Origin of the sequence: Falsiroseomonas stagni DSM 19981 (assembly GCF_900114315.1) — a bacterium.
Lineage (GTDB): Bacteria > Pseudomonadota > Alphaproteobacteria > Acetobacterales > Acetobacteraceae > Falsiroseomonas > Falsiroseomonas stagni.
On the sequence record NZ_FOSQ01000001.1, the window covers coordinates 816,215 to 829,263 of the forward strand.

General features: G+C 72.1%; 13 protein-coding genes. 3 read left to right on the top strand and 10 right to left on the bottom strand.

The window, feature by feature from the left end; all coding sequences use genetic code 11:
• Positions 1 to 19 precede the first annotated feature (19 nt).
• Positions 20 to 997 carry a Bug family tripartite tricarboxylate transporter substrate binding protein gene (locus tag BM041_RS03835; protein WP_092955680.1) on the bottom strand — a complete coding sequence of 326 codons (978 nt, stop codon included), beginning with the start codon at positions 995 to 997 and terminating at the stop codon, positions 20 to 22.
• Positions 998 to 1,089: 92 nt separating this feature from the next.
• Between BM041_RS03835 and BM041_RS03840 the strand changes: the two genes are divergently transcribed.
• The gene (locus BM041_RS03840) at positions 1,090 to 1,977 is read left to right on the top strand and encodes a polysaccharide deacetylase family protein (protein WP_217648604.1); all 888 of its coding nucleotides are present in this window, start codon (positions 1,090 to 1,092) and stop codon (positions 1,975 to 1,977) included.
• Positions 1,978 to 1,983: 6 nt separating this feature from the next.
• On the opposite strand, the gene BM041_RS03845 is transcribed toward BM041_RS03840, so the two are convergent.
• The 9 genes from BM041_RS03845 to BM041_RS03885 all read right to left on the bottom strand — a co-directional run bounded on the left by BM041_RS03845 (position 1,984) and on the right by BM041_RS03885 (position 11,376).
• Positions 1,984 to 2,748 carry a nucleotide-binding protein gene (locus tag BM041_RS03845; RefSeq protein WP_092955687.1) on the bottom strand — a complete coding sequence of 255 codons (765 nt, stop codon included), beginning with the start codon at positions 2,746 to 2,748 and terminating at the stop codon, positions 1,984 to 1,986.
• Entirely contained in the window at positions 2,745 to 3,644 is a 900-nt protein-coding gene (locus tag BM041_RS03850) for a flagellar biosynthesis protein FlhF (protein WP_092955690.1), read from the bottom strand. Before BM041_RS03850 ends, BM041_RS03845 begins: the two co-directional genes overlap by 4 nt.
• Positions 3,641 to 5,728 (bottom strand): flagellar biosynthesis protein FlhA, encoded by a 2,088-nt coding sequence (flhA, locus tag BM041_RS03855; protein ID WP_245761914.1) that lies wholly within the window; start codon positions 5,726 to 5,728, stop codon positions 3,641 to 3,643. Before flhA ends, BM041_RS03850 begins: the two co-directional genes overlap by 4 nt.
• A gap of 3 nt (positions 5,729 to 5,731) precedes the next feature.
• Positions 5,732 to 7,120 carry a sigma-54-dependent transcriptional regulator gene (locus BM041_RS03860; protein WP_092955696.1) on the bottom strand — a complete coding sequence of 463 codons (1,389 nt, stop codon included), beginning with the start codon at positions 7,118 to 7,120 and terminating at the stop codon, positions 5,732 to 5,734.
• 4 nt (positions 7,121 to 7,124) lie between these two features.
• Positions 7,125 to 7,448, bottom strand: a complete 324-nt coding sequence (fliN, locus tag BM041_RS03865; RefSeq protein ID WP_226381979.1) for a flagellar motor switch protein FliN — start codon at positions 7,446 to 7,448, stop codon at positions 7,125 to 7,127.
• Positions 7,445 to 8,068 carry a hypothetical protein gene (locus BM041_RS30420; protein WP_175533711.1) on the bottom strand — a complete coding sequence of 208 codons (624 nt, stop codon included), beginning with the start codon at positions 8,066 to 8,068 and terminating at the stop codon, positions 7,445 to 7,447. Before BM041_RS30420 ends, fliN begins: the two co-directional genes overlap by 4 nt.
• Positions 8,068 to 9,066, bottom strand: a complete 999-nt coding sequence (fliG, locus tag BM041_RS03875) for a flagellar motor switch protein FliG (protein ID WP_281244496.1) — start codon at positions 9,064 to 9,066, stop codon at positions 8,068 to 8,070. Before fliG ends, BM041_RS30420 begins: the two co-directional genes overlap by 1 nt.
• The gene (gene fliF, locus BM041_RS03880; RefSeq protein ID WP_092955700.1) at positions 9,063 to 10,760 is read right to left on the bottom strand and encodes a flagellar basal-body MS-ring/collar protein FliF; all 1,698 of its coding nucleotides are present in this window, start codon (positions 10,758 to 10,760) and stop codon (positions 9,063 to 9,065) included. Before fliF ends, fliG begins: the two co-directional genes overlap by 4 nt.
• Before the next feature lie 220 nt (positions 10,761 to 10,980).
• On the bottom strand, positions 10,981 to 11,376 hold the full coding sequence (locus BM041_RS03885) for a metallopeptidase family protein (RefSeq protein ID WP_092955703.1): 396 nt from the start codon (positions 11,374 to 11,376) through the stop codon (positions 10,981 to 10,983).
• Positions 11,377 to 11,431: 55 nt separating this feature from the next.
• Here BM041_RS03885 and BM041_RS03890 point away from each other — a divergent pair, with 55 nt between their 5' ends.
• Together BM041_RS03890 and BM041_RS03895 are read left to right on the top strand one after the other, a co-directional pair.
• The gene (locus BM041_RS03890; protein ID WP_092955706.1) at positions 11,432 to 11,749 is read left to right on the top strand and encodes a 4a-hydroxytetrahydrobiopterin dehydratase; all 318 of its coding nucleotides are present in this window, start codon (positions 11,432 to 11,434) and stop codon (positions 11,747 to 11,749) included.
• A 102-nt stretch (positions 11,750 to 11,851) separates the two neighbouring features.
• Positions 11,852 to 12,970, top strand: a complete 1,119-nt coding sequence (locus BM041_RS03895) for a branched-chain amino acid ABC transporter substrate-binding protein (protein WP_092955709.1) — start codon at positions 11,852 to 11,854, stop codon at positions 12,968 to 12,970.
• The last annotated feature ends 79 nt before the right edge of the window (positions 12,971 to 13,049 follow it).

Here is a 13,049-nt window from a genome sequence, read left to right on the forward strand (position 1 = left end):
CTCCTCCCCCGCGCGCGCCTCAGTCCATCGTCACCCGCGCTTCCCGCGTCAGCCTGCCGGTCAGCGCCTTCTGGTCCCTGACGAAGGCCGCGAAGTCGTTGGGCGTGCTGGCCACCGGCACCATGCCGATGGTCGAGAGCCGTTCCAGCACCACCGGCTGGAACAGCGCTTCCCGCAGCGCGGCGTGCAGGCGGTCGATCATCGGCGCGGGCGTCCCGGCGGGGGCGAAGACGCCGCCCCATTCGTTCCAGTCATAGCCGGCCAGCCCGCCTTCCTGCAGGGTCGGCAGTTCCGGGAAGGCGGGCAGACGCGCGGCGGTGGAAACCGCCAGGCCGCGCAGCCGCCCCTCCCGCACCATCGCCGCCGTGCTGCCGGCCGTGCCGATGTGGAAATCCACCGTGCCGGCGAGCAGCGCCTGCACCGCAGGGCCGCCGCCGCGGAAGGGCACGTGCAGCACCTCGAACCCTGCCAGGTTCTGGAACAGCACGCCGGCATAGTGGGTGGAGGCACCATTGCCGCCGGAGGCATAGGTCAATGGCCGCCCCGCCGCCGCCCGGGCGCGGCCCAGCGCCAGGAACTCCGCCAGGGTCTGGGCGGGCAGCCCGGGATGCGCCGCCAGCAGCAGCGGCACCGAGGTCAATTGCGTCACCGGCGCGAAGCTGTCGTAGCTGAAGGAGAGATTGTTCAGCAGAAACGGCGCGGCCGCATGCTGCGATGCGTCGAACAGCAACGTGTGCCCATCGGCCGGGGAGGCCGCGACCGTCCCGGCCGCCAGGCTGCCCACCGCGCCGCCGCGGTTCTCCACCACCAGCGGCTGGCCCAGCAATTCACCGACACGGGGCGCGATCAGCCGCGTCACGGCGTCGATCGCGCCACCGGGCGGGAAGGACAGGATGGCCCGCAAGGGGCGCGTCGGGAAAACCGCCTGGGCCTCCGACGATAGCGGATAGGCCAGCAACGGGGCCGCGGCGATGACCGCGCGGCGTGGAATGAACATGCGTTTCGCTCCTGCCACTGAAGGGTGGACAGGCGTTTCCCAGGCCCTAGTTAGCGCGGTCCCGCGCGGGCGGGAACCGGAAAGGAATGGCGATGCGCGATCTCGTTGGCTATGGCGGCACCTGGCCGGATTTCCGCTGGCCCAACGGCGCGCGGCTCGCCGTCTCGGTCGCCGTGAATTTCGAGGAAGGGGCGGAGCAGCAGGTCGGCGACGGCGACCCGCGTTCCGAACCGATGGGCGAGTTCATGAGCGTCGTCGCCCCCGGCACGCGCGACATGGGGCAGGAGCAGATCTTCGCCTATGGCATGCGCGCCGGCCTGTGGCGGATGCTGGATGGGCTCGACCGGCACGGCATCACTGCCACCTTCCTGATGTGCGGCCGCGCCGTCGAACGATCCCCCAGCCTGGCCGCCGCGATCGCGACGCGCGGGCATGAGGCCGCGGTGCATGGCTGGCTCTGGCGGCCGCACTCCGACTATGCCTCGGCCGAGGCGGAGGGCCGTGACCTCGATCGCTGCATGGCGGTGATCCGCGATGCCTGCGGCACCACGCCGCGCGGCTTCTTCTGCCGGGGGTCGGAAAGCGTCTGGACGCGCGCGCTGCTGGCGGAGCGCGGCTTCCTCTACACCTCCAACGCCTTCGACGACGACCTGCCCTATCGCGACCCGCAGCACCCGTCGCTGCTGGTGCTGCCCTATGCGCTGGACAGCAACGACAGCAAGTTCTTCCACCCCAACGGCTTCGTGCGCGCGCAGGAAATGGTGGACTACGTCGCCGATGCGCTGGAGACGCTGCTGGCGGAGGCCGAGGCCGGCCGGCCGCGGCTGCTGAACATCGGCTACCACCTGCGGATCAGTGGCCGCCCCGGGCGTTTCCCCGCGATGGACCGCGTGCTGGCGCATCTGGCCGGGCTGGGGGATCGCATCTGGGTCGCGCGGCGGGATGCGATCGCGGAAGCCTTCATCGCCGCCACGCGCTGACGCCCGCTAACCCAGCCCCCGCGCCAGCGCCGCCACGTCCCTCGCCGCCGCGCTGCCGGGATGGCGCGTCAGCAGCGGCGTCTGGTGGCGGATCGCATCCGGCACCTTCGCATCGCGCCGGATGATGCCCGCCAGCGGCAGCGGCCGCCCGAGGAAGCGCCGCGCGGCGGCGTCGAGCGTCGCATGGGTGGCCTGGCCGGAGGCGGCGCTGCCGGCCAGGTTCACCACCAGCCGCGCATCGCCCCCCGACGCATCCTGCGCATGCAGCTTCAGCACGGCGTAGGCATCGGTCAGGCTCGTCGGCTCCTCGGTCGCCACCACCAGCAGCAGGTCGGCGCGCGCGGCGAGGCGGCGCTGCGGCGCCTCCACCCCCGCGCCGATATCCACCACCACCTCCTGCCACCCCGCCGCCAGGCGCCGGGGCAGGGCGGTCGCCGCCTCCAGCGCCGCGCCCGTGAGCCCGGCCAGCGCCCCCGTGCCCGATCGTCCCGGCAACAGATGGAAGCCGGCGGGCAGGGCGATGGCCGCCTGTTCCGGCGCCGTGCCCGCCAGCACGCTGCCGAGATCCGCCCCCGCCTTCAGACCGAGTTGCACATCGACATTCGCGAGCCCGAGATCGGCATCCATCAGCACCACCCGCCGCCCCGCCTGCGCCAGCGCCTGCGCCAGCGTGATGGACAGCCAGGTCTTGCCCACGCCCCCCTTGCCGGAGGCGATGGCGATGACCCGCCCCGGCACTCGTCCCGACTGCGTCACCAGCGCCGCACTCATGGCGCATTCTCCCCATTGGCCGGCGCCGCCAGGCGCGCGGCAAGTCGTTCCGGCGTCAGGGGTTCCAGCCCCCCCACGGCATCCTGCCCGATGCCGGCCTCCGTCAGCGCCAGCCCCGCCGCCGCCGCCGCCAGCACGCCGCCCAGCCGCCGCGCGGCATCGAGGCGCGTGGGCAGCAGGTGCCGGCAGCCCAGCAGCCGGAAGGCATGGGCGGTCTCGGCCGCCTCCTCCGCATCCATCCCAGCGGGCAGCACCAGCACGGGCGTGCCCTGCGCGGCGGCCAGCAGCGCGGCCAGGCTGCGGGCGGAAGCCGGGCTGAAGGGGTCGCAGCCCGGCATGTCCACCAATGCCGGCTGGCGCTCCGCGCGCCGCCCCAGCGCCTTGCCCAGCGCCGCCGGGCCGCTCGCCACCGCCAGCGGCAGGCCGAGCACCCGGGCATAGGCGGCGATCTGTTCCGTGGCGCCGGCCCGCCTGCCATCCGCCGTCACCAGCAGCGGCGGCGTGCCCGCCATCACCAGCCGGGTCGCCAGCTTCGCCACGCTGAGCGTCTTGCCCGCCCCTGACGGGCCCACCAGCAGCAGCGGCGCGCCGAGTCCCGGGAGCGGCGCGAAGGACAGGACCTGCGCCAGCGCCCCTGCCAGCCGGCCCTCCGACAGCCGCGCCGCCAGCTCCGGCGGCAGGTTGTGCCGTGCCAGCTCCGCGGGGATGGCGCGGGATGGCGCCGCCGCTTCCGGCGGAATCACCAGCGGTTCGTCATCCTGTTCCTGCGCCGCCGTGATCTCCACGCCGCCATTCACGCGGCGGGTGGACAGCAGCACGGCATCCTCCCCCATCTCCGCGCGCAGCTGCGCCATCGCGTCCGACATCCGCGCGGCGCGGATCACGCGAAGCCTCATGCCTGCACCGTCGCCGGGCTGGCCTGCACCGTGCCGATCGTGCGGATGCGCGCGCGGGCGTGGATCTCCGTATGCGCCAGCACGCTGGTGGAGGGGCGGAAGCGTTCGACGACCGCGCGGACATGCGCCCGGATGGTGCCGGAACACACCAGCACGGCCGGTTCACCCGCATTGCTCGCCGCATCGAAGGCCGATCGCAGCGCCCCCATGAAGGCCGAGAGCTTCGATGGCGCCATGGCGAGCTGCTTCTCCTCCCCCGGTCCGATCAGCGCCTCCTGGAAGGCCTGTTCCCATTCATTCGCCAGGGCGATGATCGGGATGTAGCCCTGGGGGCCGCGCGCGGCGTCGCTGATCTGCCGCGCCAGCCGCGTGCGCACCATGGCCAGCATGGGGCCGAGGCTGCGCGCCCCGCCCGCCACCGCTTCCTGCATCCCCTCCAGGATCGTCGGCAGGTCGCGGATGGAGACGCGTTCCGCCAGCAGCGCCTGCAGCACGCGCTGCACGGTGCCGAGGCTGGCCTGGCCGGGAATGAGGTCGGAGACGAGCCGCTTGTGCTCCACCGCCAACTCATCGATCAGCTTCTGCGTCTCGGCAAAGGACAGCATCTCCGCCATGTTCTCGCGCGTCACCTCCGTCAGGTGCGTCGCCAGCACACCCGCGGCATCGACCACGGTGCAGCCCATGGCGAGTGCTTCCTCACGCCGCATCTCCTCGATCCAGGCAGCAGGAAGACCGAATGTGGGTTCCTGCACGCGTTCGCCGGGCAGCGCGGGGGGATTGCCGGAGGGATCGATCGCCAGGTGCAGCGGCGGCTTCAGCGCGCCGCGCCCGGCCTCGATCTCCTTCACCCGGATCACATAGGTGTCGGGCGGCAGTTGCAGATTGTCCTGGATGCGGACGCTGGGCAGCACGAAGCCCAGCTCCTGCGCCGTGGTCTTGCGCAGCGTGCGGATCTGTTCCGACAGTCGCGGCGCGTCCCCGGCGGCGAGCGAGAGCAGCCCGTAGCCCAGTTCCAGCCGCAGCAAATCCATCTTCAGCGCATCGCTCGCCGGCGGCTCCCCCGGCGGGGGCGGCGGCGCATTCGCCCGCGCATCCGCCGCGCGCTCCGCCAGGTACTGCGCCCTGGCACCCCAGGCCGCCGCGCCGGCCAGCGCCAGGAAGGGCAGCAGCGGCATCCCCGGCATCAGCCCCATCAGCACCGCCGCGCCGGACGCCATCGCCATCGGCTTGGCGCCGCCGAGCTGCAGCGCCAGCGCCTGGTCCGCGCGGCCTTCGACGCCACCCTTGGTGACCACGATACCGGCCGCGATGGAAACGAGCAGCGACGGGATCTGCCCCACCAGCCCATCGCCGACCGTGAGGACGGAGAAGGTCGTCACCGCCTCCCCGAAGGGCAGCCCCTGGCGCAGCGTGCCGATGGCGATGCCGGCCAGCAGGTTGATGAGGGTGGTGATGAGGCCCGCGATGGCGTCGCCGCGGACGAATTTCGCGGCACCATCCATGGCGCCGTAGAAGCCGCTTTCCTCCTCCAGCTCCTTCCGCCGCAGCCGGGCCTGTTCCTCCGTGATCACGCCGGCGGACAGGTCCGCATCGATCGCCATCTGCTTGCCCGGCATGGCGTCCAGGCTGAAGCGCGCCGCGACTTCCGCGATGCGGCCGGAACCCTTGGTGACGACGACGAAGTTCACGATCAGCAGGATGGCGAAGACGATCAGGCCGACCAGCACGTCGCCGCCCATCAGGAAGCCGCCGAAGGCGGAGACGACATGCCCCGCCGCCTGCGGCCCTTCATGGCCGTGCGTCAGGATGGCGCGGGTGGTGGCGACGTTCAGCGACAGGCGCAGCAGCGTCGTCAGCAGCAGCACCGTCGGGAAGCTGGTGAAGTCCAGCGGCCGCTTCATGAACAGCGCGACCATGAGGACGAGGACCGAGGCCGTGATGGACACGGCAAGCCCCGCATCCAGCAGCCAGGTCGGCAGCGGCACCACCAGCACCGCCACCAGCATGACGACGCCAAGGCCCAGCGCGATATCGCCCGAAGGCCGCGCACGCCCCAACCAGGAAGGCAGCGTGATGGTTGCCAAGGGTCAGACCGCGACCGGCAGCGGCGGCGTCACCTGGCCCGGCGCGGCTGGCACCGCGATCCCGGCCGCCCGGTAGTCCTGCAGCTTGTTGCGCAGCGTGCGGATGGAGATGCCGAGGATTTCCGCCGCCCGGGTGCGATTGCCGAGGCAGTGGGACAGCGTCTCCAGGATCAGATCCCGCTCCACCTCCTCCATCTTCCGCCCGACCAGCGCGGCCACGCGGTTGGCGGGCGGCGCGGCGGTGGCTGCGCCGGGCGCGGCGGGCACTGCCACGGCCTCCACCACCGCGCGCTGCGTCAGCTCGATCGCCTCCGGCCCGATCTCATGCCCTTCCGCCAGCAGCACCGCGCGATGGATGGTGTTCTCCAGCTCCCGCACATTGCCGTGCCAGGCATGGGACAGCAGCGCCTGGCGCGCCACCAGCGACAGCCCGCGTTCCGGCAGGCCGTTGGCGCGAGCGTAGTGCAGGGCGAAATGCTCGGCCAGCGGCAGGATGTCGGCGGGGCGTTCGCGCAGCGGCGGGATGCGCAGCGCGATGACGTTGAGGCGGAAGAACAGGTCCTCCCTGAACCGGCCTTTCGCGACCTCCTGCGCCAGGTCGCGATGCGTCGCCGCCAGCAGCCTGACATCCACCTTGATCGGCGCCCCGCCGCCCAGCCGGTCCACCTCCCGCTCCTGGATCACGCGGAGGATCTTGGCCTGCAGCCGCGGGTCCATCTCCCCGATCTCGTCGAGCAGCAGCGTGCCGCCTTCCGCCTGTTCGAACTTGCCCTTGCGCATCGCGACGGCGCCGCTGAAGGCGCCCTTCTCATGCCCGAACAGCTCGCTCTCCAGCAGCGTCTCCGGCAGGGCGGCGCAGTTCAGCGCCACGAAGGGCCCGCGCGCGCGCTTCGACACCGCGTGCAGGTGCCGCGCCAGAATCTCCTTGCCGGTGCCGCTTTCCCCCGTCAGCAGCACGGAAGCCTCCGCCCGCGCCACCTGTGCGACGCGCGCCAGCAGGGCGGTCATCGCCGGGTCGCGCGCGATGGGGCCGTCCCGCGACGGCGCCGCGCCGGCGGCCTGGAGCATGGCAATGATGAGGTCCGCATCCGGCGGCAGCGGCAGGAAGTCCCGCGCCCCCGCCTCGATCGCGCGCACCGCCGCATCGCCATCCTCGGCCCGCCCGCAGGCGACGACGGGGCAGGCGATGCGTTCCGCCGCCATCGCCTGGACCAGCCAGGCCACGTCATGCCGCAGATCGACCAGCGCGAGGTCCGCGCCTTCCGCCCGCAGCCGTTCCAGCCCCGCCGCGACGCCTTCGGCATGGCCGAGCTTGGCGCCGCGCGCGATGGCGACGCGGGCGGCGGAGCCCAGCTCCCCTTCCAGGGAACCGACGATCAGCAGCCTTGCCATGGCCTCAGCCGCCCCGGTCCGACTTGACGATTTCCGTCATCGTCACGCCCAGGCGGTTGTCGTCCACCATCACGACTTCCCCGCGCGCGACCAGGCGGTTGTTGACGTAGATGTCCACCGCCTCGCCCAGCTTGCGGTCCAGTTCGACGACCGCGCCGCGGCCCAGCTTCAGCAGCTGCGACACCTGCATGGTGGCGCGGCCGAGCACGGCGCTGACCTGCACGGGAATGTCGTAGACCGCATCCAGGTCGCGCGGCCCGCCGACATTGCCGGCGCCCTGCTGCGCCTCTGTCGCGGGTACGGCCTCGAAGCCATCATCGGCGCTCATGCGCTCTCTCCCTGCTCATCATCCCACACCCCTGCCGCGCGCAGCGCATCAATGACCGCCCCGCGCCGCATCGCCAGTTCCACCAGCTGCGCGCCATCCCGCCAGGCCAGCCGCGCATCGCCCGGCGCCACCGCCGCATCCGCCACCACCGCGGGCCCGCCGGGCGGCATCCGCGCGGCGATCGGATCGACCAGCGTCGGCGCCACATGCAGCACCGCTTCCGGCCGGTCGGCGATGGCGGGCAGCAGCGGCACGATCAGCCGCGCGACGATGTCGGGCCCCGCGCGTTCGCAGGCCCCCGGCAGCAGGTGATCCAGCATGCGCGCCAGCAGGGAGGCCAGCGCCGTGCCCGTTTCCTCCGCCACCCGCCGCCCTTCCTCCGCCGCCTGCTCCATCGCGCGCGCCATCGCCTCCAGAGCCCGCTGCATCGCGGCCTCCTGCGCCGCCGCCTGCATCGCGCGGCCCTCCGCCAGCCCTTCCGCATGGCCGATCGCGCGGCCCGCCTCCTCCGCCTCCGCGCGGATCGCCTCCAGCAGCGCGGGATCGGGCGGTGGCGGCGGGGGCGGTGGCGCCGGCGGGGGTGGCGGCTTCGACAGGTCCGGCAGGCGAAGGGCGAGCATCAGGCCACCATCTCGTCATCGCGGCCGTCGGCGATCTGGATCTGGCCCTGTGCCGCCAGGTCCTTCGCCATGGCGACGATCGCCGCCTGCGCCTCATCCACGTCGCGCAGCTTGACGGGGCCGAGCGCCGCGAGGTCATCCTTCAGCAGCTTGGAAGCGCGTTCGGACAGGTTGCGGAAGAACAGGTCGCGCAGCGTCTCCGACGCGCCCTTCAGCGCCAGCGTCAGCTTGTCCTTCGGCACGGCACGCAGCAGCGCCTGGATGCCCTGCTGGTCCAGGCGCTGGAGGTCGTCGAAGGTGAACATCAGCGCGCGGATCTTCTCGGCACTCTCGCGCGACCGCTCCTCCAGCGCCGACAGGATGCGTCCTTCGGCGGCACGGTCGAGGTTGTTGAAGATCTCGGCCATGACTTCATGCGCATCCCGGCGCGAACCGCGCGCCAGGTTGGACATGAACTCCATGCGCAGCGTGCGCTCGACGCCTTCCAGCGCCTCCTTCTGCACGGTTTCCATGCGCAGCATGCGCATCACCACTTCCATGGCGAAGCCTTCGGGCAGCAGCGCGAGGACGCGCGCGGCATGGTCGGGACGGACCTTGGACAGCACGACGGAGACGGTCTGCGGGTATTCGTTCTTCAGGTAGTTCGCGAGCACCGCCTCGTTCACGTTGCCCAGCTTGTCCCACATGGTGCGGCCCGCCGGGCCGCGGATCTCCTCCATGATCTGCATGACGCGCTCCTTCGGCAGCGTCTTCAGCAGCAGGCGTTCCGTGCTCTCATAGGAACCGACGAGGTGCCCGGCCTGGCCGAGCTGGGTGCGGAACTGGCGCACCACCTCCTCCACGACCTCGGCATCCACATTGCCGAGCGCGGCCATGGCCAGCGACAGGTCGCGGATCTCATCCTCATGCAGCCGGCCGAAGATCTTGGCCGCCTGGTCCTCCCCCAGGGCCAGCATCAAGGTCGCGGCCTTCTGCGGCCCGGTCAGCGAACCACTCACGATGCATCCTCCGGCGCCAGCCAGCGGCGGATCACCTGCACGCTGGCATCAGTATTCTGGTCGATCAGCTGCGCGAGCGCGGCGAGGGCCGAGGCGCGCATCTGCCCTTCGATCCGCGCCACATCCACCATGCCCTCCGCATTCGGCTCCCCGGGGTTGGCGGCCTGGCCCGGCAGCAGCGGCGTGCCATCAGGCGCGGCGGCGGCACCGGCGGGAAGGGCGATGGGCGTGCCATCCGGGCCGATCGTGGTGCCGGCTTCGCCCGCGCCCGCGCCCCCGCCCGCGCCCGCCAGCGCGGGCTGGGGCATCAGCGCCACGGTCAGGCGGCTCGCCATCGGCCGGCCCACCAGAAGGATCGCGGCCAGCGCCACCAGGGCCAGGATCGCGGTTTCCGTCAACCGCGCGAGCAGCGCCGGCGGGATGGTCTGGCCGAGGATGGTGAACCCATCCGACGCGGCATCCAGCGGCGGCGGTTCCGCGAAGCGCAGGTTCACGACATCCACGCGGTCGCCACGCTGTTCGTTGAAGCCCACGGCGGAGCGGACGAGGGAGGCGATGCGCTGCAATTCCTCCGCCGACCGTTCGCGGAACTGCGGCGGGCCATTCGCCTGCGGCTCCCAAACCCCATCCACCAGCACGGCGACCGACAGGCGCCGCACCGCCGGCTGTTCGCGCATCGTGTTGCGCGTGGTGCGGCCGATCTCGAAGTTTGTCGTCTCCTCGGACCGCGAGGATTGGGTCTGGTTGCCGCCGGCCTGCGCCTCCGCCCCCGGCAGCTGGTTGGCGACGGAGACGTTGCCCGCTTCGCCGCTGCGGCTGCTCTCGCTGGTGGATTGCGTGCTGCGCGGCACCTGGTTCTCGGGGTCGAAGCGTTCCTCGGTGGTCTGCACGCGGTCGAAATCCATCTCGACCGAGGCCTCCGCCCGCACCCGCCCGGGGCCGAGCGTGCGCTCCAGCAGATCCTCCACGCCACGCGCCAGGCGCTGTTCGGCGGCGCGGCGCAGCTCCTCTCCCGTCTGGGCGGCGGCGGGGCCGGTCAGCGCCTGGCCGCCGCGGGCCATCAGCTCCCCCCGGCTGTCCACGATGGAGACGTTCTGCGGCCGCAGCCCCGGCACCGCCGCGGCGACGAGGTGCAGCACCGCCTGCACGCCTTCCCGGTCCAGCCGCTGCGCGCCCTGCATGGCGATGACGACGCTGGCCTGTGCCTCCCCCCGCTCGCGGGAGAAGGGTTCGCGCCGCGGCAGCACCAGATGGACGCGCGCGGTGCGCACGCCGGACAGGCCGCGGATGGTGCGGGACAATTCGCCTTCCAGGGCGCGGACGCGGTTGATGTCCTGCTGGAAGGGGGTGGTGGTCAGGCTCTCGCCACGGTCGAAGATCTCATAGCCGATGGATCCCCCGGCCGGCAGGCCATCGCGCGCCAGCATCAGCCGCACGCGCGGCACATCGGCTTCCGGCACCATCACCTGCGCGCCGCCGGCGGCCAGGCGATAGGGAATCCGCGCGCGATCCAGCGCCTGCACCACCTGCCCGGCGTCGCGCGGGTCGAGGTCCCCGTAGAGCAGCGCCATGGGCGGTTCCGCTGCCCGTAGCGCCAGCCAGGCCACCAGGCCCAGCACGGCCAGGCCGACACCCGCCATGGCGGCCAGGCGGAGCGTGCCCAGCGCGCGGAGCTGTTCGATCAGCCCCCCCATGCGTCGCCTTGCGATGCATCATCCCGGGCCGCGAAGCCCGGCCCGGCGCATCCTGCACCCGAACCCCAGCGAGACATCCTGCCATTCCCCATGCCGACCATGTCGGCTGGGCAGGTTCTGCCGGGTGGCGGGTAACGGCGCGGTTAATGCCGCGGCGTCGTTACGCCGAAAGGCGAAAAATCGTGATCTTGGAGAGGCTTAATCTTCGCGCCGAAAACGCTCAGTCGCCGCCTTCCAGCCGGTCGATGTCATCGTCGGAGAAGCCGAAATGATGCGCGATCTCATGGATCAGCACGTTGCGGACCAGGCGGAACAGGTCCTCCCCGGTCTCGACCCATTCCAGCAGGATCGGCTCCCGGTACAGCGTGATGCTGTCGGGCTCCGACGGCGTGTCGAAGACGCTCTTCTGCGTCATCGGCACGCCACGGTAGAGGCCGGTCAGCGCCCAGGGGCTTTCGAACCCCATCTCCGCCGCCGTCTCCTCATCCGCCACATCCTCCACCATGATGGCGGCCCCGCGGACGAGGTCGCGCAATTCCTTGGGGATGGCGGAAAACGCCTGTTCGGCCATCTCCACGATGTCTTCCAGGGTCGGCGGGTGGCTGAATCGGGTCATGCCGCCTTCCAGCCCGCCCCGCCGCCCACGTCAAGCCGAACCCGGAGCCCGCCGCATGTCCAAGCCCCTGAAGCTGTCCCTCGAAGCCCGCGCCACCCTGGCGACCGACCTGCCCGCCTGGCGGATGGCGGAGGGGCGCGACGCCATCACGCGCCGCTTCCGCTTCCGCGACTTCAACGATGCCTGGGGCTTCATGGCCCGCGTCGCCCTGCTGGCGGAGCAGCAGGACCACCACCCCGAATGGAGCAATGTGTGGAACCGCGTGGAGATCCTGCTGACCACCCATGACGCCGGCGGGTTGTCCGATCGCGACGTCGCCCTGGCGCGGGCGATCGACGCGCTGCTGCCGGCGGAGCCCCCGCCGGGTGCGTGAGCGTGCCGCCTGGCGCCGCGAAGGATGCTGGCCTTCCCCCGTCAGGCTCGCCTAGGCTGTCGGACCGCGCCTCGGGCGCCGGCGTTGCAAGGGAGAGACGGGATGCTGAAGCGCAGGACGATGCTGGGCGGGGCGCTGGCCGCGCCGGCATTCTTGGCGGGGACGGGCGGCGCGATCGCGCAGTCGGGCCCGATCCGCATCGCCACGGCGGGGCCGATGACGGGCCAGTACGCGGCCTTCGGCGGCCAGATGCGCGCCGGCGCCGAACAGGCCGTGGCCGATATCAACGCCGCGGGCGGCGTGCTGGGCCGGCAGCTCGCGCTTGAAGTGGGCGACGATGCCTGCGACCCGCGCCAGGCGGTCTCCGTCGCCAACCAGCTGTCCTCGCGCCGCGTGGCGCTGGTGGCGGGGCATTTCTGCTCCGGCAGCTCCATCCCCGCCAGCAAGGTCTATGCGGAGGAAGGCGTGCTGCAGATCAGCCCCGCCTCCACCAACCCGCGCTTCACGGATGAGGGCGGCTGGAACACCTTCCGCGTCTGCGGCCGGGACGACCAGCAGGGCCAGGTGGCCGGGCGCTACATGGCCCAGAACATGCGCGGCCAGCGCATCGCCATCCTGCACGACAATTCCGCCTATGGCCGCGGCCTGGCGGAGGAGACGAAGAAGGCGCTGAACGGCGCGGGCGTCACGGAAGCGCTCTTCAGCGCCTATACGCCCGGGGAGCGTGACTATTCCGCCATCGTCTCCCGCCTGCAGCAGGCGAATGTCCAGGTCGTGTATGTCGGCGGCTACCACACCGAATCCGGCCTGATCCTGCGCCAGGCGAAGGAGCGGGGGCTGAACATCACGCTGATCGGCGGCGATGCGCTGGTGACGAACGAGTTCTGGCAGATCACCGGCGCGGCCGGCGAGGGCACGCTGATGACCTTCAGCAGCGACCCGCGCAAGCGCCCGACGGCGGCCTCCGTCGTGCAGGCCTTCCGCGCCCGCAACATCGATCCGGAGGGCTACGTCCTCTACACCTATGCCGCCATCCAGATCTGGGCCGCGGCGGCCACGCGCAACAACGGCGTCGATCCGCGCCGCATCGCCGCGCTGCTGAAGTCGGGCGGCCCGTGGCAGACGGTGCTGGGCGACATCGGCTTCGACGGCAAGGGCGACGTGACCGTGCCGGACTACGTCTTCTACGTCTGGCGCAACGGCAGCTACGCGGAGATCTGACCGGCGGGGCGCGGGGTGCGGGGCAGGGCCCGCGCCCCGCCCTCCTCCTCCCGGCAGGGGCGGCTGCCAGCCCGGCTGC

Excerpts from the sequence above, each read along its gene's own strand:
- BM041_RS03850 (WP_092955690.1), bottom strand. The coding sequence starts at position 3,644 with ATGAGGCTTCGCGTGATCCGCGCCGCGCGGATGTCGGACGCGATGGCG.
- fliN (WP_226381979.1), bottom strand. The coding sequence starts at position 7,448 with ATGAGCGCCGATGATGGCTTCGAGGCCGTACCCGCGACAGAGGCGCAG.
- BM041_RS03890 (WP_092955706.1), top strand. The coding sequence starts at position 11,432 with ATGTCCAAGCCCCTGAAGCTGTCCCTCGAAGCCCGCGCCACCCTGGCG.
- BM041_RS03885 (WP_092955703.1), bottom strand. The coding sequence starts at position 11,376 with ATGACCCGATTCAGCCACCCGCCGACCCTGGAAGACATCGTGGAGATG.
- BM041_RS30420 (WP_175533711.1), bottom strand. The coding sequence starts at position 8,068 with ATGCTCGCCCTTCGCCTGCCGGACCTGTCGAAGCCGCCACCCCCGCCG.
- BM041_RS03895 (WP_092955709.1), top strand. The coding sequence starts at position 11,852 with ATGCTGAAGCGCAGGACGATGCTGGGCGGGGCGCTGGCCGCGCCGGCA.
- fliF (WP_092955700.1), bottom strand. The coding sequence starts at position 10,760 with ATGGGGGGGCTGATCGAACAGCTCCGCGCGCTGGGCACGCTCCGCCTG.
- BM041_RS03835 (WP_092955680.1), bottom strand. The coding sequence starts at position 997 with ATGTTCATTCCACGCCGCGCGGTCATCGCCGCGGCCCCGTTGCTGGCC.
- BM041_RS03860 (WP_092955696.1), bottom strand. The coding sequence starts at position 7,120 with ATGGCAAGGCTGCTGATCGTCGGTTCCCTGGAAGGGGAGCTGGGCTCC.
- BM041_RS03840 (WP_217648604.1), top strand. The coding sequence starts at position 1,090 with ATGCGCGATCTCGTTGGCTATGGCGGCACCTGGCCGGATTTCCGCTGG.
- BM041_RS03845 (WP_092955687.1), bottom strand. The coding sequence starts at position 2,748 with ATGAGTGCGGCGCTGGTGACGCAGTCGGGACGAGTGCCGGGGCGGGTC.